Source organism: Arthrobacter zhaoxinii (genome assembly GCF_024385505.1).
GTDB lineage: Bacteria > Actinomycetota > Actinomycetes > Actinomycetales > Micrococcaceae > Arthrobacter_B > Arthrobacter_B zhaoxinii.
In genome coordinates, this window is record NZ_JANFLT010000006.1 from 1 (window position 1) to 18,285 (window position 18,285).

Below are 18,285 nucleotides of genomic sequence, written 5' to 3' on the forward strand. Positions count from 1 at the left end.
ACCCACAGCGCCGATGGTACTGCATCCGGGAGGATGTGGGAGAGTAGGTCACCGCCGGACAATATTTAGTAGAGAGGGTCAGGTCCCGCACCATTGGTGCGGGACCTGACCTGTTTAACGCCTAAACACGGCAGGTAGGGTGGAATGCATGAGTGCTTCCCTGTTTTCCCATGCCGCCGATCCGGATCCGGACGAAGGGACGCCCGGCCACGTCACGTCCGTGCCGGACGTGGTTGCGGTCCGGACGGTTCCCCGCGATGCTGAGGAAGCGTTCAACGGATTCACCGATTATCTCCATCTCTGGTGGCCGGAGGACCTGACGGACTTCGGGGAAGGTACACACGCCGAGTTCGAAGGCGGGGTGCTGACCGAGACCGGTCCCGACGGCGAAACCGCAGTGTGGGCCACGGTACGCACCCGGGAACCGGACACACTGCTGGAACTGGAGTGGGTGGCCGGCCAGGACCCGCGGACCCCCACCGACGTACGCGTGGAGTTCTCCGCCGTCACCGACGCTGCCACCTCGGTCACCCTGCGCCACTCGGGCCTGGGACGGCTCCCGAATGCAGCCCGCGAATATGATCGGCTCGAGAGCGAATGGGCGCAGATTCTGGACCGCTACGCCCGCTTTATGGGGGCACGGTAGTCTGCTGGCATGAACGCTCTGCACGGTCTTACCCTCGACGGCCCCGGCCGGCTCGTCGAAACCGCGCCTGATGTTCTGGCCGCCTTTGCCACCGACCAAGGTCCCGTCCTGGCCTATGCGGAGCCGCGAGCGGTTGTCTGGCCTACCAGCGTCCAGGGCGTCCAGGACGTGATGCGCTGGGCGGCGGCAACGGGTACTGCTGTGGTCCCCCGTGGAGCGGGCACCGGAGTCTCGGGCGGCGCCCATGCGACCGGCGGGTGCATCGTCCTCTGCCTGGACCGGATGAACCGCATCCTGGAGCTTAATGCGCAGGACGAGGTCGCCGTCGTCGAACCCGGCGTGATCAATGCCGACCTGAATGCGGCGGCAGCGGCCCACGGGTTGATGTACGCCCCCGATCCGGCCAGCTACCGGACTTCCACGATCGGCGGGAATGTGGCCACCAACGCCGGCGGCCTTCGCTGCGCCAAGTACGGCGTGACCCGGGACTCCGTGCTGGCGCTGGACGTGGTTCTGGCCGACGGATCGCTGATCAGCACCGGACAGCGCACCTTCAAGGGAGTCGCCGGTTATGATCTCAAGGGCCTTTTCACCGGCTCGGAAGGTACCTTGGGGATCATCGTCGGTATTACCGTTCGGCTGCGGTACCTGCCGGTGGCGATCCGGACCGTTGCAGCCTTCTTTACCGATTTTTCGACGGCGGCCGCAGGAGTCCTGGCTGCGGGGGCCGCCCGCGTTCAGCCGGCCATCATGGAGCTGCTGGACGGTGCCACCCTCAGTGCGCTGGACGACGCCCATGGAAGCAGCCTCCGTTCCTGGGGAAACGCGTTGCTGCTCATCCAGACCGATGGCTTCGGAGCCGACGCCGAGGCGGACGTTGTGCGCCGGTTGCTGGCGGCACTGGGCGGAACAGTGAGTACGGAAGGGTCGGTGGAAGCCGAACGGCTCCTGGAGCTGCGACGGCACAGCCGCGGCGACTCAATTGCCCACCAGTTCCGGGTGGGGGAGGACGTCGCAGTCCCGCGCTCCGCACTGGTACGGTACGTCGACGAGCTCGAGCGGATGGCGGCACAGCACCGGGTAAACCTCAAGGTGGTGGCCCACGCCGGGGACGGCAACCTGCACCCGACGTTCTGGGTGCAGGCGGCCGACGACGGCGGGCGGGAACGCCTGGACGCAGCACTGGATGAGTCCATCACCGTTGCGCTGTCCATGGGCGGAACCATCACCGGCGAGCACGGCATAGGCCAGTTCAAACTGCCCTGGCTGCCGCAGGAGCAGCAGGCAGAGGTGCTCGAGCTTCAGCGCAGGGTCAAAGCGGTGTTCGACCCCGCCGGCATCCTCAACCCCGGGAAAGCCATTCCCGGCGGCGAACCCCGCTAGTCCAGGCGCAGCCAGACCGCGCGGTTGGGGCGCAGCCGGTCGCCCTCGAGAGCATCGGGTGCGCTGCCCAGCAGCAGCGGAAGATCCGGCAGTTGCACCGGGGCGTCGCCCATGTTGATCGCGACGAGAACGCCATCATTGACGAACGACACCAGCCCCTCGTCGTCGTGCTCCGGCCACCACGCCAGGGAACCGTCACCCAGCCGCAGCTCCCGGCGCAGGGCGAGGGCGTTGCGGTAGAGGTTCAGGGTTGAGTCAGGATTGCGCTGCTCGATGTCGCGGGAGTGCCTGCCCCAGATCGGCGGCTGCGGGAGCCAGCTCTCGCCCGTCGCGCTGAAGCCGTAGCTGGGGAGGTTGGCCTTCCACGGCAGGGGGACCCGGTTCCCGTCCCGTCCCACGCGGACACCTGCGGTGCGGTGGAACGTGGGATCCTGACGGAACTCATCCGGAAGCAGCGTGTGGTCCGGCAGGCCGAGCTCTTCGCCCTGGTAGAGATAGACGCCGCCAGGCAATGCGAGCATCAACAGGGTCGCGGCCCGGGCCCGGGCAAGTCCAAGTTCAAGGTCCGGCTGTTCATCCTGCGGTCCGAGTCCGTCCCCGCTCCGGGGCCCGGCACCGGTGAGGCCGAAACGGCTGGTGTGCCGGACGACGTCGTGGTTGGACAGCACCCAAGTGGTCGGAGCCCCCACTTTGTCGAAGGCGCGCAGGGAGGACTCGATGACCTCGCGCAGGGCCGGGGCGTGCCAGGGGTGGTGCAGGTAGGCGAAGTTGAAGGTCTGGTGCATCTCGTCCGGCCGGACCCAGTCGCTGAGCCGGTCGACGGGATCAATGGTCGCTTCGGCGCAGAGCACCCGCTCCCCGTCGTAGGAGTCCAGGATTTTCCGCCAGGAACGGAAGATGTCGTGGATGCCCGGCTGGCCGAACATCGGGGCGGCATCGCCGGGGAACCCTTCGGAGGAGGACCCGTCGGCGCGCCCGCCCCAGTCCGGAAGCCCGGACTTCTTGATCAGCGCGTGGGCAACGTCCACCCGGAATCCGCCGACGCCGCGGTCCAGCCAGAAGCGCAGGATCTTTTCGAACTCGGCGTGCACGGCGGGGCTGTCCCAGTTGAAGTCCGGCTGGGAGGTATCGAACAGGTGCAGATACCACTGTCCGGGGGTGCCGTCCGGTTCGGTGACGCGGGTCCAGGCGGGCCCGCCGAAGTGGGACTGCCAGTTGTTCGGCGGGTTCTGGCCGTGCTCGCCGGTGCCGTCGCGGAAGATGAACAGATCCCGGGCGGGGGAACCGGCGGGGGCGGCCAGGGCTGCCTGGAAGAGGGGGTGCTGGTCCGAGCAGTGGTTGGGGACCAGATCCACGATGACGCGGATACTGTGGCGGGAGGCTTCGGCCACCAGGGCGTCGAAATCCTCCAGGGTGCCGAAGAGCGGGTCCACGGAGCAGTAATCGGCGACGTCGTAGCCGGCGTCCTTCTGCGGGGAACGGTAGAACGGGGAGAGCCAGACGGCGTCGATATCCAGATTCGCGAGGGCGGGGATCTCTGCGGTAATACCCTGCAGGTCTCCGATGCCGTCACCGCGCAGATCGCGGAACGAGCGTGGGTAGATCTGGTAAATCACCGAAGACCGCCACCATTCGCGGCCAGTCGCCGGTTTATGGACAGGGACCACGCGCAGCCGTGTCCGGCTGGGGGTAGCCAGTTGTTCAACCATTCGAGGCGTCTTCCTTCCGCAGATTCATCGAGTCTACAGTTCCATTTAACGACCCCGGGATCCCGGCCGGGGGTCGAATGCCGCGGAGATCACAGGAGATCCTGGACACGCCGGAGGGGCTTGCGGAGGATCTTTCCCTGCGCGATGGAACCGGTAGCCGCGCGTGTATAGGATTGGCGTACGTCACACTGACTTTGCGTAGTCGATCGATCAACCGTCCCGGCCACGCTAACCACTTCTTCAGGGGGAATACCGCGTGTCAGACAATCGACCAGAATGGCAGCCCGGGGCGGACCCCGCCGGCACCGATAATGCTGCGGACAGCGGCCAATACGCGTCCGGGTCCTCTGCCGCCGACCCCGGAGCCCAGGAGGGGCAGGACAACACTGCCTATCCGTCCTACGGCCAGCAGGAAGGCCAGCAGGATTCCAATCCCTACGGCCAGCAGGATTCCAATCCCTACGGCCAGCAGGACTCCAATCCCTACGGACAGCAGAACACTAATCCCTACGGACAGCAGAACACTAATCCCTACGCCCAGCAGGACGCCGCCCCTGCGCAGCAGGCAAGCTATCCGGGCTACGGCCAGGAAGGCTCGGCGTACAGCCAGCCGGCCGGTTACCCCGCCTACGGCCAGGGCGGCTACCCGCAGCCGCAGGCAAACCCCGGACAGGCGATGGGCATCGCCGGACTCATCACGTCCTTCTTCTTCTCCGTGGTGGGCCTGGTCCTGAGCATTGTGGGCCTGAACCAGTCCCGCAAGGCGGGGATGGGCAACACTCCCGCGGTCATCGGCATTATCGTCGGCGGGTTGGGAACCCTCTTCGGGGCGCTGATGCTCATCTTCATCATCGTTGCCATGTCGGCCCCCAGCGGCTACTGACCGCTACCCGAGCAGCATCCAGGGAGCCTCGGCCTTAGGCCGGGGCTCCTCCTGCATCCAGGATCTCCATGGTCCGGGTATCCGTGCTGAGCAGGATCGCGGCCTCGTCGCGCCGGTGGCGAAGGATGGTGTCCATGTAGGACTGCACCGCCTCTGCCATGGGCACGTTGCGGTTGGCCTTTTCAGACATGTACCAGCGGTGCTCCAGGACCTCGTGCACCACTTCGGCGGCTTCCAGCTTGCTGCCCAGATCCCGGGGGACGGCTTTGACAATCGGTTCGAAGACCTGCGTGACCCACAGATGCGCACTGAGCTCTTCGTCGAGTTCGGGATGGTTGGTCACCCGGTAGGAGTCCAGGTCATTGAGCAGCCGCCGGGCCTGGTTCTCCTGGGCATCGATTCCGGTCAGGCGCAGCAACCGGCGCTGATGGTGTCCGGCGTCGACCACCTTGGGCTGGAGCTGGACCTGCGTGCCGTCGGGGGTGGTGCTGATGCTGAGCTCGTCGACGTCGAACCCCAGGTCATTCAGGCGGCGGATGCGGGCGTCCACCCGCCAGCGGTCCGCCATTCCGAAGGACTCCCGTTCGGTCAGCTCCGCCCAGAGCCGGCGGTAACTGTCCATGATCCGTTCGCTGGTGGCCAGCGGATCCACGGATTCCTCGACCAGACCGCCCTCGGCCAGGTCCATCAGTTCTCCGGCGATGTTGACCCGGGCAATCTCCAGGTCATATTCGCGCTGGCCGTTGGACAGTTCGGGGTAGAGCTCTCCGGTCTCCGCATCCACAAGGTAGGCGGCAAACGCGCCGGCGTCGCGGCGGAAGAGAGTGTTGGACAGGGACACGTCCCCCCAGTAGAAGCCCGCCAGGTGCAGGCGCACCAGCAACAGTGCCTGGGCATCAATCAAACGGGTCAGCGTGACCTCGCGCAGGGTCTGGGAGAAGACTGCACGGTAAGGAAGGGAGAAGCGCAGGTGCCGGGTGACGAGGACCGGCTGCAGCTCCTCACCCGCGGGATCCATGCGCCCCGTGATGACCGCGACCGGCGACACCGCGGGAACATTTAACCGGCGAAGCTTGCGCAGCATGTGGTATTCCTGCCGCGCCACATGTTCGCTGGTTTCCTTGATGGCAATCAGCGAATCGCCCAGCGGGGCGAAGCGGACAACGTGGCGGGAGATGCCGCGGGGCAGGGCGGCCAGGTTTTCCTTGGGCCATTCCTCCAGCGGAATGTGCCAGGGCAGGTCCAGCAGGGCCGGGTCCATGGACGCGGCCGTGATGTTGAGCGACCCCAGGGTGTTGATCCGGTTGGTCGAAGAGCGTGTGGTGCGGGGCAGCTTGCCGGTCTGCTCCCAGTCCGTGGGTTCGTTCTGCCAGCGGGCAGGTACGGCGTCGGTCATAGGCGAAAGCCCTTACGTCTCGAGCATGCGTTAACGAAAAAGCGGCGGCTCCCCGTCTCACAGTTTAGTTGAGCAGGGGAGCCACCGCATGTCGCGTCGGTCCGGGTTACGCCTGCTCTGCGAGCCGTTCCCCGTTGGCGGTGTCGAACAGGTGCACGTGGCCCTGCTGCGGGCGGACGTGGAGAGTGTCGCCCTTCAACGGCGGACGCCGCCCGTCAACGCGGACCACCATGTCATGGTCCTTGCCGTCGATGGTGCTGTGGCCGTAAACGTAGGCATCGGCTCCCAGCTCCTCGACGACGTCGACCTCCACGCGCAGGCCTTCACCCTCGGGCACCGTTTCCAGGTCTTCGGGCCGGACGCCCAGCGTCACGGTGTTGCCTGCGGCAGCACCCAGCACGGCGCTTTCCACCGGGTAGACAGACCCGCCGAACGCAACTCCGCCGTCCACCACCGGCAGTTCAAGCAGGTTCATGGCGGGGGAACCGATGAAGCCGGCCACGAACACGTTCCGGGGGTGGTCGTAGAGGTTCCGCGGGGTGTCGACCTGCTGCAGGACACCGTCCTTCAGCACTGCCACGCGGTCACCCATGGTCATGGCTTCCACCTGGTCGTGGGTGACGTACACAGTGGTGACGCCGAGCCGGCGGGTCAGCGACGCAATCTGGGTGCGGGTCTGCACGCGCAGCTTGGCATCCAGGTTGGAGAGCGGTTCATCCATCAGGAAGACCTGCGGGTTACGCACAATCGCGCGGCCCATGGCAACGCGCTGGCGCTGGCCGCCGGAGAGGGCCTTCGGTTTCCGGTCCAGGTAGTCTTCGAGGTCCAGCAGCTTCGCGGCCTCGCGGACGCGCTCCATGCGCTCTTCCTTGCCGATGCCGGCGATCTTCAGGGCGAAGCCCATGTTGTCCGCCACGGACATGTGCGGGTACAGCGCATAGTTCTGGAAAACCATGGCGATGTCGCGGTCCTTGGGCGGAACGTCGGTGACGTCACGGTCGCCGATGAGGATCCGCCCGGAGTTGACGTCTTCGAGCCCTGCGAGCATCCGCAGCGAGGTGGATTTTCCGCAGCCCGAGGGGCCGACGAGAACCAGGAATTCGCCGTCGGCGATTTCGAGGCTGAGGTTGTCTACTGCGGGGCGTTCCGTCCCCGGGTAGAGGCGTGTTGCCTGGTCAAACGTTACCGTTGCCATGGTATTTCCCTTCACGGGCAGGTACGTGCCCGACGATCCGTTGTGAATGGAGAGCTATTGAGTTGGATTGAGGGCCGCGGCGGCAGATCATCTGCGATCTGTGACGCGGCTCACGGGGACAGTATTGCACACGTTTCCCGGTGCGGACGCCGGCCCGGCGCCCCGGGTTAACCGGCGACGGCGGCGGCGCGCAGCCGGGCAAGTTCGGTGAGCACCCCGGTGAACGCTTCGGGGGAGGCGACCCGGTACGCGGCGGCGGTGGTGCCGTCACCGACCTTGATCCCGACGTCGCCCGGTTCCAGGGCCTCGAAGCCGCGTTCGTCGGTGACATCGTCTCCGGCGAAGAGCACCGCCGTCGCGCCGGTCAGCCCGCGCAGGGCACGGATGCCCTCACCCTTGTTGGTGGAAACCACCGAGGCCTCCAGTACGGACTTGCCGTCGGTGACGTGCACACCGTCGAGCCGGCCGAGTTCCCGCCGCGCGTCCTCGGTGGCAGCGGCTGCCACCGGATCAGACACGCTGCGGGTGTGCAGTACGACGCCGGCCGGCTTGTCTTCCAGCCGGCAGCCCGGGTGCCGGGCGACCACGGATTCCACCGCCGTGCGGGCACGGGCCAGCAGCTGGGCCTGCTCGGCGGTGAGCTGCAGGGGTTCCTGGTTGGGCCCCGTCCAGGTCTCGGCGCCGTGGCTGCCGATCAGCAGGGTTTCGGGTTCCGGGGTGGCAACGGTGCGCAGGCTGTCCAGCGCGCGTCCGGAAATAAACGCGGTGACCGTGTCCGGCAGGGCGGCAAGGGCGCGGACCGCGGCCGCCGATCCGTCCAGCGGGCGGGCATCCTCGGCATGCTCCACCAGCGGGGAGAGCACGCCGTCAAAGTCCAGCGCCACCAGGAGTTTTCCGGTGCGGGCCAGCGAATCCAGCGCCGCCTGCAGATCCGGCTCCAAGGCACTCATGATTGTTCCCGTTCCTGATCCTGGCCTTGCTCCGGGTCCTGGTCCTGGTCGAGGGCCTCCAGGAAGTTCCGGGACCAGCGCTCGACGTCATTCTGCAGCACCTGCCGGCGCATCAGGCGCATCCGGCGGCTCGCTTCCCGGGTCGGCATGTTCACAGCGGTGAGGATGGCGGCCTTCAGCCCGTCGATGTCATGCGGGTTGACGAGCACCGCCTGGCGCAGCTGATCCGCGGCGCCGGTGAACTCGGAGAGCACCAGCGTGCCGGTGTTGCCGGTGCGGGCAGCCACGTATTCCTTCGCGACGAGGTTCATGCCGTCGCGCAGCGCGGTGACGAGCATAACGTCTGCCGCCAGGTAGAGCGCCACCATTTCCTCCACCGGATAGCTGTGGTGCAGGTAGCGCAGGGCGGTGTTGGAGATGGTGTCGTAGGTGCCGCTGATGCGGCCCACGGTGCCTTCGACCTCTTCGCGGAGCAGCCGGTACTGTTCAACGCGCTCGCGGGAGGGGCTGGCGACCTGGATCATGGCGGCGTTTTCCACCGTGATCCTGCCGTCTTCCAGAAGTTCCCCGTAGGCCTTGAGCCGGTGGCTGATGCCCTTGGTGTAGTCCAGCCGGTCCACGCCCAGCAGCACGGTGTCCGGGTTGCCCAGTTCACGGCGGATCTGCTTGGAACGTTCAATGACGTCTTCGCGCTGCGCCAGCTCCGCGATCTGGGCGGCGTCGATGGAGATGGGGAAGGCCTCGGCCCGGGAGACATAGGACAGGCCGTCTTCGGTGGTGACATTCACCTGCTGCTGCCGGATGGTGTAGCCGGCGAAACGGCGCACGCAGCGGAGGAAGTTGCTCGCGTCCGAGGGACGCTGGAACCCGATGAGGTCTGCACCCAGGAGGCCTTCGATGATGTTCCGGCGCCACGGCAGCTGGGCGAAGATTTCCAGCGGAGGGAACGGAATGTGGTTGAAGAAGCCGATCTTCAGGTCGGGGCGGGCCTGGCGCAGCAGCTGGGGGACCAGCTGCAGCTGGTAATCCTGTACCCAGACAGTGGCGCCCTTTGCGGCCACTGACGCGGCGGCGTCGGCGAACCGGCGGTTGACCGTGCGGTACGCATCCCACCACGTGCGGTGGAACTCCGGGGTGGCGATCACGTCGTGGTACAGCGGCCACAGCGTCGTGTTGGAGAAGCCCTCGTAATACAGCTCGACTTCGTCGGTGCTCAGCGGCACCGGCTTAAGGTGCATGTTGTCGTGGTCGAAGGGTTCCAGTTCTTCATTGGGGGAGCCTGGCCAGCCCACCCACGCGCCGTCGGCTTTTGCCATCACGGGAGCCAGTGCCGTGACCAGCCCGCCCGGTGAGCGGCGCCACGTTTCACCGTCGGGCCCGCTGATCCTGTCAACGGGAAGCCGGTTGGATACGACGATGAAATCAAAATCGCCGTAGTTGCCAGGAGCTTCGTCCTTGGAACTCGGCTCCGCGTCAGCGTTCACGAATGGCACCCCTTTGTTGATTGGCCGTATATTGCCACTCTAGCGAAGCAGCGAAACTTTGTACCGCCCGCAGGCGTTGGTCCAACGGCGGCGGACTTCGTTCCGCCTACACTGGTGATGAGCTGAGAGGCCCCGGAAACGGAGCCTGCGTTGAGAGACATGAGGAATAATGACTGACCGGAACCCCAAGCTGACCAAGGCAGAGCGCACTGTCGCCGCCCGCGAACAGGCCCGCGCACTGCGCGAGGCCCAGCAGAAGAAGGAGCGGCGCAACCGTCTCCTGGTGATCTGGGGCGTGGTGGTTGCCGTTGTTGCGCTGATCACGATCGTGGCGGTGATTGTGTTCAGCAGCATGAACGACAAGGTGCCTAATACCGGGCAGTCGCCGGCGAACGCCAATCAGTACGGCGGCTTCACCCTCACGTCCACCAGTGAGCTGGAGCCCACGGAGACGTTCGACTTTGATGTCGAGACGCTGCCTGCCGCCCCGGAAGAAGCTGCGGAAGAGACACCGGTTCCGCCGGGCGTTGCTGCCGCTGAGCCGGGCCAGCCGATCCAGATCGTGGAATACGTGGACATTAACTGCGTGCACTGCGCTGACTTCGCCGCGATGTTTGACGACCAGATTTCCCAGTGGCTGGATGCCGGGGAAGTCACCTACGAGTACCGTACGGTGGCGTTCCTGGACCGCAACTCGCCCACCAACTATTCCTCCCGCGGCGCCAACGCCGCGGCGTGCGTCGCAGCAGAAAGCCCCGAGTCCTACTGGGACTTCATGAAGGCCATCTTCGCCCAGCACGCCTCCGGTGAAGTGAACAACGACGGACTGGTGGACATGGCCGAGTCCGTGGGCGCCGACACCGACGGCATGGAAGACTGCATCGACGACGGCACCTACCGTCCGTTTGTGAAGTATGCGGACCAGCTGGCCCGCGTGGATGGCATCAACGGCACCCCGACGGCCTACGTCAACGGCGCCGAAGCGGACCTGAACACGTTCGCGGAGACCGTTCAGTCGGCGATCGACGCCAACAAGTAAACCCTGATTCGTCCGGGCCCTGTTCCCCGTGAAACCTTTCCGGTTTCACGGGGACGGGCGCTCTGGGCTAATCTTGTCTAGCGCTGTTTGTTCGGGCCTGTTTAGTCAGGCGGACGACGGCGGCGTTGCTCGCCTGGTTGTTTGAGGCAGCACGCCCCCTTAGCTCAGTTGGCCAGAGCACCTGTCTTGTAAACAGGGGGTCGCCGGTTCGAATCCGGCAGGGGGCTCCACTAAACCCCTCCTGATCAGGCATAACGCCTGACCAGGAGGGGTTTTTCTATGGGCTGCCAGGGGCAGGACCCCACCCCCCCCACACGGACCGGAAGGCTTTCATCGGGGTGGGCATGGGCAACGTCACCATTGCGCCCCGGGCGTTGTCCCCGGACATGCTGAGGTCCCACGATGTCCGCAAGGGCGATCAGCCTGCACCGGATCTGTCCTGGATTTATATGTCGCGCCGGCGCTTCCGCTTAATGAGGCGATCAGAAACAGTCCACACAAGGACGATAACCAGGGCTGTGATGAGCAATTGCATGAGACTTATCGTTCCACCAAGGACGACAGCATAAACAAAGACTGCAATCAGGAACAGTATTGGCGGGCCAATTCGATTGAGTAATTTGCGATCCAATATCCTGCCTCGATCCAGGCGGCGGATGGGGCTCTGTCGCCACTTACCCTAGCTCTGTGCGATGAAGCTAAGCGGCCGACGGACTGGCAGCGCTGGCCGCAACTCTACGCCGATAGAGTGTCCGGGGGAGCAATACCGCGGTATTTGCGCACAGCGCCCGGATCTGCAATGCACTCAGCTTCCGCGCTCCAGTCTCTTTACCAATATCAAATGGGGAAAACACCGATGAGAAATATTGCCAAACGCAAATACGCTGCAGCCCTGCTCGCTGCTGCCGCTCTTGCCCTGTCCGCCTGCTCTGCTACGGAAGAGGCGCAGGCCGGCGACACTACCCCGTCAGCAACGCCCTCCACGGCACCGACGCCGACGGAAAAGCCTCAGGCCGGGCCTGAACCGGTGTCCTTCGATCCCTCCAGGCTGGAGATGGTGGACGAGTCATCCCTGCAGACCAACCTGGCCCAGCAATGGGTGGGGAACGTGAGCACAAACGCCTATGGGCTCTCCGGCCAGTACACGCTGGACGGCAACGATCCGGCCAACATCGCCAAGCTTTGGTCCAATTACTTCAGCGACGATCTCTTGGCCAAGCTCACGGCCGCCGGAGTGAACGGTGATGTGTCCGGCTTCGGGTCCTGGGCCATCATGGCGCTCGCCCCCTCCGACAGCACAGACCCCATCAAGGCGTCCCCGTCCTGCAGCATGGAGTTCACCAGCTGCAACCTGGTGACCACGGCAGCCGACGGATCCCGATCCGTTTCGGGAAATACGCGCTATGAAACGCTCGATACCTCGGTTCCCAACAGGGTTGCCTACGATTACGACCTGATGGTCCCCGTCTCCCTGACTGACCACGGCAACGCCGAAGGCGTGCTCAAGGGGCTGCTGAAAGTGGACATCACGTTCGTGGAGAACCCGACTCCGGGCGACGGACGTCCGCCGTTCCTGATTGATTCGATCAAGAACGATCTGGTGGATGCGAACGCAGATCTGGCGACCAACTTCCCCGAGCTGGCTTTCGCCGGGGGAGCTAGGTAAGGCACTTGCAGCAGCAGCAGCAGCAGCGGCCGCCAGGCAGTCAACGGCGGCCGCTTTTGTGTCCGATGCCGCTGCGGCTCGAAGGGGTAAGCCTCGTCCTCCAGCGGCGTGCAGGCATCCGGGAGCCAGCCGAACCCCGGCTCTCGAGGGCGATTGCGAGGTCACAGCAAGAACCCTCACGGGCAACCTTGTCCAAAGCGATCCCTGGGTCCGAGGGATTCAATGATGCACAGGCGTTGACGTGATGTCGCAGCCTCGGTAGTTTCTGTATGAGATATTTTCAAATGAAACTAATTGGGCCGAGGCTCCTCGGAGGTGAACCATGAGTGCAGTGGGACTGTTCTATGTCGGTGCCGTGCTCTTCATAAATGGGCTGATGCTGCTCGGGCGCATCTCCGCCAGAAGCGCCGGGATCTTCAACATTCTCGTCGGGGCGCTGCAGTGCATAATGCCGCTGATGATTCTGGCCCAGTCCGGCGGGGATCCTGCCACGCTGCACGCGACGTTCACGATCCTGCTCTTCGGCTTCACCTATCTTTATGTCGGTATCGCTAATCTGTCGGGGATTTCCGGTGAGGGCATTGGCTGGTTTTCCCTCTTTGTGGTGATGGCAGCCATTTATGCCGCCATCGACTCGTTCTTCGCGGGCGACCTCACCTTTGGTGTGATCTGGCTGGCTTGGGGTGTCCTCTGGACGATGTTCTTCACCCTTCTTGCCCTGGAGAAAACCGCCTGGACTGCCTTCGCCGGATGGCTGGTAACACTGTGGGCGATTCCCACGACATCCCTTCCGGCGGTGCTCCTGATGCGCGATGCCTGGGTGCCCGGGGGTGCGGGAGCCGCGGGGCTGTCCGTGCTGCTGGGTGTGCTGGCTGTCGCAGCCTGGAGCTTGGCGAAGCGAACTTCCATGCCTTCCGGTGCCTCGGGCGGTGCGGTGCAGGAGCTAGCGGGCCAGCCCGTTTAGCATCCGGAGGATCTGCTCGGCAGTCTCGGTGCTGCCAGCCAGATCCTGTTCGAGGGCTGTCATCTGCGGTGCCAGTTTGGCGTGGACGGCCCAGCCTCTTTTGGACGGGCTCACCAGCACGCGCCGACGGTCACCGGGGTCGACCTCGCGAAACATAAGGGCCGAGGTTACCAGTTTGTCCACCGCCCGTGTGAGACTGGGGCCGGTTAAGCCCACGGCCTCAACGATCTCATGCATGGCCACCGGGGCGTTGGATCTTGCCACGAAGTCCAGAACCGACCACTGGTCCGCAGTGAGCCCCTCGGCTGAAGACAGAGCATGGGCGCGCTCGTGAACGCGCCGCGTGGCGGCTCCGAGAGCCGCGGCTAAGCCGACATCCGCTGTTGTCACCGACATTCCGACGACTCCTGTTCACGACAATTAACTTCCAAACTGAATCTTTACATGTGGAAGCAATCTATGGCAACGTGAGGGGCGCACACCTCTTACCGGAAGGGTGACTGGATGTCGAGTCAACCGTTGAACTGGCGTGTCGGTATGGTTGTTCCGTTGGAGGGAAGCGCGGGCATCTTCGGCCCCTCGTGCCAAGCAGTGGCCGAGCTGGCTGCCGCGGAGTTCAACAAAGAGGACGGCGTCCTGGGCAGGCACGTTGAGCTCGAGTTCATCGACGCCGGCCAGGCTCCCCGGGAGGTGGCCGCACAGGTGGCTGCCTTGGCCGACGAGGGCCGTCTCGATGCTGTGACGGGATGGCATATCTCATCGGTGCGCAATGCCCTCGTACCTGCGATCGCTGGAAGGCTTCCTTACGTCTACACATCCCTCTACGAAGGCGGAGAGCGCCGCCCGGGTGTTTACTGCAGTGGAGAGGTGCCGAACTTCCAGATCGTTCCGGCACTGGCTTGGATGGCGTGCCAGCTGGGCAGGAGGCGCTGGTTCGTGGTGGGTCATGACTACGTTTGGCCGCGGCAGACTGCTGCGGTGCTGACCCAAGCATGTGCCGGGCTGGGGATCGAAATTGTCGGAGAGGCCTTTGTGCCCATGGACGCCGGCCGGGTGAACATGCTCGTGAACGAGGTGGCCAAATCTTCCTGCGACGGGGTGCTGATGCTCCTTGTGGGACAGGAAGCAGTTTTGTTCAACAGGCTCTTTGCCGAACTTGGTCTGAGCGAGCGGATGGTGCGCTACAGCCCGTTGATGGAGGAGAACATGGTCATGGGCAGCGGTCCCGAGGCCACGGACGATCTCTATGTATCAGCGGGGTTCTTCCGCACCCTCGTCACAGCCGGGTCCTTCGACCTGCAGTCCCGGTACGCAGCCTTCCACGGTGTGGGAGCTCCACCGCTGAACAACGTGGCCGAGTCCTGTTATGAAGGTATGCACACCTTGGTCCACCTAGCGCGGCTGGCCTGCTCGCCCCTGGTCCAGGATATGAATCGGGTTATCGGAGAGCTGGGCTATGACGGGCCCCGGGGCACAGTGCAGTTCCACGGTAACCAGGCCACCCACCCGGTCTATCTCGCCCGGGCGGATGGCTTGGACTTCGAGATCATCGAGCAGTTATGACTCGACGGGAATGACAGCCACGGCACCGTCTCCGACTTCGGCGAGCAGCTGCACAGACTCTCCGGTGGCTCCCCTCAGGCCGAGGGCAGCTCGGGCGACGGGGGTGGCCAACTGGTCGCGCACCAGGAGCTTGATGCTGCGGGCTCCGTAGGTTTGGTCGAATCCCTGCCCGGCGATGAAGACTGCCACCGCAGGGTCTACGGCCAAATTGATGCCACGCAGTGCACACCGCCGCGCCAGGTCTGAGATCTCAAGGCGGACCACTCCAACGGCATCCCGGCCGGTCAATGAATTGAACACGACTATCTCGTCAATTCTGTTGATGAACTCGGGCTCGAAGAATCCTTCCAGGGCCTTACGGACCACCATTCCCTCGTTGGCGAGGGAGAATCGCCGGTACACCGTGGACTCCGCCACACCTATGCCGCGGGCCGTCTTGTCGAGAATGCCGCGTACTCGGCTGCGACTGCGGGCCAGCAGCTCAGCCGATCCCAGATTGGAGGTCATGAAGACATAGGAGTTTCGGAAGTTGATTGTTTCCTGCCCGTTTGCGAGCTTGAGCAGCCCGTTGTCCAAGACGTGGAGCATGGCCCGGTGCACGGAACGGTGTGCCTTCTCCACCTCGTCGAAGAGAGCGATTCCCGGGGTGTAGGGGTCTCCGGAGATTTTCGAGCGGTCGAAAAGCGAGAAGCTCTCCTTCGCCCCGGCGTATCCGGGAGGGGCACCGGTCAGGGAAGCCATGTAGTGCTCCTGGGAGAGCGAACTCATGTCGATGCGTGAGAGGTCGTCAGGATCCGAGCGCAGGATTCCAGCGACTTGGCGCACCAGTTCGGTCTTGCCGACTCCGGTCGGACCCAGCAGCAGGATGTTAGCCAACGGGCGGTCGCGATCGTTGAGGCCGGCCTGGCCGATGGCCACTGAGCGGACGACAGCCTCGATGGCTTGATTCTGACCCACGATCCGGTGGCGCAGGCGGCGACGAATGGCTTCCAAATCGGCCCCGTCGTCGACCGCCGGAAGACTCTCGGGTGGACCGCTGGGGTTGATTGGCTCGATGGGCCGGCTCCTGTCCTCCTGGAGCATCTTCTGCAGGTCTTGCTGCTGCTTGATTTCATTAAGCCGGTCGTTGATGAATGGCATGGCGCGCTCCAAAAAGGTAAGGGCGCCAGACCTCGGTCCGGCGCCCCTACCGTCGTAGTACGGTGCTAAACGGTCATTTCTTTCTTAGAGGGAAGCGACCCGACTTGGCACTCGGCGACGCCGATAGTGTCTCGAGTGATAGCCTCGACGGCTTCCTGGGCCTTCTGGGCGTCCGTGACCCACAGCTTGTAGAAGTCGAAGGGGCACTCTGCCACGCCCTTGTCACCGTCCCCGGCCGCGTGAATCCCCGTGTACCCGCGGTGCAGGAGCTTGAAGAGGTGGTTCTGGGACTGATCGTTCTCCCGGGCGTCGCGGATTGCCGAGACGGAAAGCTGGGCATACTGGATGCCGTACTCCTCTTCTCCCGTCTCGCCGAGTGTCCGGCCGTCGAAGCCGATGATGGCACTGTGGCCAAAGTAGGAATACACGCCATCGAAACCGGCAGCATTGGCCACGGCAACGTAGCAATTGTTTGCCCAGGCCATGGCCTTGGACATCAGCACCTGCTGGTCCTTGGCCGGGTACATGTACCCCTGGCAGCGGACGATCAGCTCCGCACCCTTCATCGCGCAGTCGCGCCAGATCTCGGGGTAGTTGCCGTCGTCACAGATGATCAGCGAGACCTTCATGCCTTTGGGCCCCTCGGTCACATACGTGGTGTCCCCGGGGTACCAGCCCTCGATCGGGTTCCAAGGCAGAACCTTGCGGTACTTCTGGACGATCTCGCCCTGGTTGTTCATCAGAATCAGGGTGTTGTACGGCGGTTTCTTCGGGTGGTCCTCGTGCCGCTCACCAGTGATTGAGAAGATCCCCCAGGTGTCAGCCTCCCGACAGGCGGCGGCAAAGATGTCTGTCTCATCGCCCGGAATCGTGGATGCCGTCTCGAACATCTCATCGTTGTCGTACATGATGCCTTGTGTTGAATACTCGGGAAAAACAACCAGGTCCATCCCCGGTAGTCCCTGCTTCATTCCCACGACCATGTCTGCTATTTTCCGAGCGTTCTCCAGCACCTCGGCCTTATTGTGAAGCCGTGGCATTTTGTAGTTGACGACAGCCACGCCCACGGTGTCGGGGCTGGAAGAGATATCACCATGACGCATCGGAAACTCCTTCGTTCAAAGTGGAATACTTTCATTTGAAAGTGTCTAGTGGTCTGAACCACCTGTCAACCCCTTTCCGCGTTCATGACACCTCACGCGTGCCGCCGCCCAAATCGTCTTGCCCACCATCATCAACACGCAGACTGGAAGCCGCTGAAGATTCCAGGATGAGGGCATGCTGGTGAACGAGCGGTCACCCGGACCATGGACGTTGATTTCAGCGCCTGACACGCGGACGCGGCAGGGAGGCGCCGCCGTCGTATCTAAAATGAACAGCAGAACCTGCCCACGTAGAAGGAGTCTCACATGGTCATGCCCCGGAATCTGTTCCTCGTCCGCCACGGACAGAGTGAAGCGAATGTGATGCAGCGGGCGGCCAAGGCGGGGGACCCCAGCCTGTACAACGAAGAGACGATGACCGTCCCGGACAGGTCCTGGCGGCTCACGGACCTCGGGGTACAGCAGGCCAAAGTGGCCGGATCCTGGATTGCCGAACAGAATATCGAGTTCGACCGTGCCATGGTCTCCGTGTACACCCGGACCCGCGAGACTGCCGCGCATCTGGGATTGGATGTGCGCTGGGAGGAGAACCGGGTGATCCGTGAGCGGTCCTGGGGCGAGATCGGGTCCATGTCGAAGCAGGACTTTGCACGCAAGTACTCGCAGAACGCGGCGTACCGGGACAGTGATCCGTTGTACTGGGCCCCGCCGGCAGGCGAATCCATTGCGAATGTTGCCGAGAACCGGGTGCGGAATATCCTGAGCACCCTGCACCGCGAAAACGCCCGGGACAACGTCCTGCTGGTTACTCACGGGGAATTCATGTGGGCTACGCGGCTGGTCCTAGAGCGCTGGAGCGACGAGGAATTCCTGGAACGGGAGGCCGACCGGGAGCAGATGATCCACAACTGCACCGTCCTGCAGTACACGAGCACCGATCCGAGTGACCGGAACAATGTCCGGGAGAAGCTCAACTGGGTCCGCCGCTGCTGGCCGGTGCAGGTTGACGGCGAGTGGACCATGTTCGTGGGCGAGTGGGAAGCCTTTGACCGGAAGCGCTTCACCGGGGAGGAACTCCTGGTGCGGGCCGAAGCAAACCGGCATTTTCTGGAGGGATCGTTCGGCAGCTGAACGGGTCTTGCCGTGCATCTGCAATACTCAGGG

Annotated in this window: 16 protein-coding genes and 1 tRNA gene; 9 read left to right on the forward strand and 8 right to left on the reverse strand. The window is 64.1% G+C overall.

Annotated elements, in window-relative coordinates:
- Nucleotides 1-148: 148 nt before the first annotated feature.
- Both NNX37_RS11485 and NNX37_RS11490 read left to right on the forward strand, forming a co-directional pair.
- Entirely contained in the window at nucleotides 149-646 is a 498-nt protein-coding gene (locus NNX37_RS11485) for an SRPBCC family protein (protein ID WP_255792859.1), read from the forward strand.
- 9 nt (nucleotides 647-655) lie between these two features.
- Nucleotides 656-2,029: an FAD-binding oxidoreductase gene (locus NNX37_RS11490; RefSeq protein WP_255792860.1), complete on the forward strand. Its 1,374-nt coding sequence runs from the start codon at nucleotides 656-658 to the stop codon at nucleotides 2,027-2,029.
- Here NNX37_RS11490 and NNX37_RS11495 read toward each other — a convergent pair.
- The gene (locus NNX37_RS11495; protein WP_255792862.1) at nucleotides 2,026-3,738 is read right to left on the reverse strand and encodes a glycoside hydrolase family 13 protein; all 1,713 of its coding nucleotides are present in this window, start codon (nucleotides 3,736-3,738) and stop codon (nucleotides 2,026-2,028) included. The two genes, NNX37_RS11490 and NNX37_RS11495, sit on opposite strands and share 4 nt — an antisense overlap.
- A gap of 256 nt (nucleotides 3,739-3,994) precedes the next feature.
- On the opposite strand from NNX37_RS11495, the gene NNX37_RS11500 reads away from it, so the two are divergent.
- The gene (locus NNX37_RS11500; RefSeq protein WP_255792864.1) at nucleotides 3,995-4,621 is read left to right on the forward strand and encodes a DUF4190 domain-containing protein; all 627 of its coding nucleotides are present in this window, start codon (nucleotides 3,995-3,997) and stop codon (nucleotides 4,619-4,621) included.
- Nucleotides 4,622-4,655: 34 nt separating this feature from the next.
- Here NNX37_RS11500 and NNX37_RS11505 read toward each other — a convergent pair whose 3' ends face one another.
- From NNX37_RS11505 to NNX37_RS11520, 4 genes are all read right to left on the reverse strand, one after another.
- Nucleotides 4,656-6,017 carry a DUF4032 domain-containing protein gene (locus NNX37_RS11505; protein WP_255792865.1) on the reverse strand — a complete coding sequence of 454 codons (1,362 nt, stop codon included), beginning with the start codon at nucleotides 6,015-6,017 and terminating at the stop codon, nucleotides 4,656-4,658.
- A 106-nt stretch (nucleotides 6,018-6,123) separates the two neighbouring features.
- Nucleotides 6,124-7,212, reverse strand: coding sequence for an ABC transporter ATP-binding protein (locus NNX37_RS11510; protein WP_255792867.1), 1,089 nt, complete (start codon nucleotides 7,210-7,212; stop codon nucleotides 6,124-6,126).
- A gap of 167 nt (nucleotides 7,213-7,379) precedes the next feature.
- The gene (gene otsB / locus NNX37_RS11515) at nucleotides 7,380-8,162 is read right to left on the reverse strand and encodes a trehalose-phosphatase (RefSeq protein WP_255792869.1); all 783 of its coding nucleotides are present in this window, start codon (nucleotides 8,160-8,162) and stop codon (nucleotides 7,380-7,382) included.
- Nucleotides 8,159-9,646: an alpha,alpha-trehalose-phosphate synthase (UDP-forming) gene (locus NNX37_RS11520; RefSeq protein WP_255792871.1), complete on the reverse strand. Its 1,488-nt coding sequence runs from the start codon at nucleotides 9,644-9,646 to the stop codon at nucleotides 8,159-8,161. Before NNX37_RS11520 ends, otsB begins: the two co-directional genes overlap by 4 nt.
- A gap of 169 nt (nucleotides 9,647-9,815) precedes the next feature.
- On the opposite strand from NNX37_RS11520, the gene NNX37_RS11525 reads away from it, so the two are divergent.
- The 4 genes from NNX37_RS11525 to NNX37_RS11540 all read left to right on the forward strand — a co-directional run bounded on the left by NNX37_RS11525 (nucleotide 9,816) and on the right by NNX37_RS11540 (nucleotide 13,315).
- Entirely contained in the window at nucleotides 9,816-10,685 is an 870-nt protein-coding gene (locus tag NNX37_RS11525) for a DsbA family protein (RefSeq protein ID WP_255792873.1), read from the forward strand.
- Between the two features lie 153 nt (nucleotides 10,686-10,838).
- Nucleotides 10,839-10,915 (forward strand) — tRNA-Thr (locus NNX37_RS11530).
- 626 nt (nucleotides 10,916-11,541) lie between these two features.
- Nucleotides 11,542-12,351, forward strand: coding sequence for a hypothetical protein (locus NNX37_RS11535; RefSeq protein ID WP_255792874.1), 810 nt, complete (start codon nucleotides 11,542-11,544; stop codon nucleotides 12,349-12,351).
- Between the two features lie 322 nt (nucleotides 12,352-12,673).
- Nucleotides 12,674-13,315: an AmiS/UreI family transporter gene (locus tag NNX37_RS11540; RefSeq protein WP_255792875.1), complete on the forward strand. Its 642-nt coding sequence runs from the start codon at nucleotides 12,674-12,676 to the stop codon at nucleotides 13,313-13,315.
- Here the strand turns inward: NNX37_RS11540 and NNX37_RS11545 are convergent.
- Nucleotides 13,295-13,711, reverse strand: a complete 417-nt coding sequence (locus NNX37_RS11545; protein WP_255792876.1) for a MarR family transcriptional regulator — start codon at nucleotides 13,709-13,711, stop codon at nucleotides 13,295-13,297. The two genes, NNX37_RS11540 and NNX37_RS11545, sit on opposite strands and share 21 nt — an antisense overlap.
- Before the next feature lie 141 nt (nucleotides 13,712-13,852).
- Between NNX37_RS11545 and NNX37_RS11550 the strand changes: the two genes are divergently transcribed.
- Nucleotides 13,853-14,878, forward strand: a complete 1,026-nt coding sequence (locus tag NNX37_RS11550; protein ID WP_255792877.1) for a substrate-binding domain-containing protein — start codon at nucleotides 13,853-13,855, stop codon at nucleotides 14,876-14,878.
- Here the strand turns inward: NNX37_RS11550 and NNX37_RS11555 are convergent.
- Nucleotides 14,873-16,018, reverse strand: a complete 1,146-nt coding sequence (locus NNX37_RS11555; RefSeq protein ID WP_255792878.1) for an AAA family ATPase — start codon at nucleotides 16,016-16,018, stop codon at nucleotides 14,873-14,875. The two genes, NNX37_RS11550 and NNX37_RS11555, sit on opposite strands and share 6 nt — an antisense overlap.
- A 65-nt stretch (nucleotides 16,019-16,083) precedes the next feature.
- Nucleotides 16,084-17,121: an aliphatic amidase gene (locus NNX37_RS11560; protein ID WP_255792879.1), complete on the reverse strand. Its 1,038-nt coding sequence runs from the start codon at nucleotides 17,119-17,121 to the stop codon at nucleotides 16,084-16,086.
- A 312-nt stretch (nucleotides 17,122-17,433) separates the two neighbouring features.
- Here NNX37_RS11560 and NNX37_RS11565 point away from each other — a divergent pair, with 312 nt between their 5' ends.
- Complete coding sequence (locus tag NNX37_RS11565) at nucleotides 17,434-18,252, forward strand: histidine phosphatase family protein (protein WP_255792880.1); 819 nt, start codon at nucleotides 17,434-17,436, stop codon at nucleotides 18,250-18,252.
- Nucleotides 18,253-18,285: the final 33 nt, after the last annotated feature.

Coding starts and splice junctions, on each gene's coding strand:
- NNX37_RS11485 (WP_255792859.1), top strand. CDS start 149: ATGAGTGCTTCCCTGTTTTCCCATGCCGCCGATCCGGATCCGGACGAA.
- NNX37_RS11490 (WP_255792860.1), top strand. CDS start 656: ATGAACGCTCTGCACGGTCTTACCCTCGACGGCCCCGGCCGGCTCGTC.
- NNX37_RS11495 (WP_255792862.1), bottom strand. CDS start 3,738: ATGGTTGAACAACTGGCTACCCCCAGCCGGACACGGCTGCGCGTGGTC.
- NNX37_RS11505 (WP_255792865.1), bottom strand. CDS start 6,017: ATGACCGACGCCGTACCTGCCCGCTGGCAGAACGAACCCACGGACTGG.
- NNX37_RS11510 (WP_255792867.1), bottom strand. CDS start 7,212: ATGGCAACGGTAACGTTTGACCAGGCAACACGCCTCTACCCGGGGACG.
- otsB (WP_255792869.1), bottom strand. CDS start 8,162: ATGAGTGCCTTGGAGCCGGATCTGCAGGCGGCGCTGGATTCGCTGGCC.
- NNX37_RS11525 (WP_255792873.1), top strand. CDS start 9,816: ATGACTGACCGGAACCCCAAGCTGACCAAGGCAGAGCGCACTGTCGCC.
- NNX37_RS11535 (WP_255792874.1), top strand. CDS start 11,542: ATGAGAAATATTGCCAAACGCAAATACGCTGCAGCCCTGCTCGCTGCT.
- NNX37_RS11540 (WP_255792875.1), top strand. CDS start 12,674: ATGAGTGCAGTGGGACTGTTCTATGTCGGTGCCGTGCTCTTCATAAAT.
- NNX37_RS11545 (WP_255792876.1), bottom strand. CDS start 13,711: ATGTCGGTGACAACAGCGGATGTCGGCTTAGCCGCGGCTCTCGGAGCC.
- NNX37_RS11550 (WP_255792877.1), top strand. CDS start 13,853: ATGGTTGTTCCGTTGGAGGGAAGCGCGGGCATCTTCGGCCCCTCGTGC.
- NNX37_RS11555 (WP_255792878.1), bottom strand. CDS start 16,018: ATGCCATTCATCAACGACCGGCTTAATGAAATCAAGCAGCAGCAAGAC.
- NNX37_RS11560 (WP_255792879.1), bottom strand. CDS start 17,121: ATGCGTCATGGTGATATCTCTTCCAGCCCCGACACCGTGGGCGTGGCT.
- NNX37_RS11565 (WP_255792880.1), top strand. CDS start 17,434: ATGCCCCGGAATCTGTTCCTCGTCCGCCACGGACAGAGTGAAGCGAAT.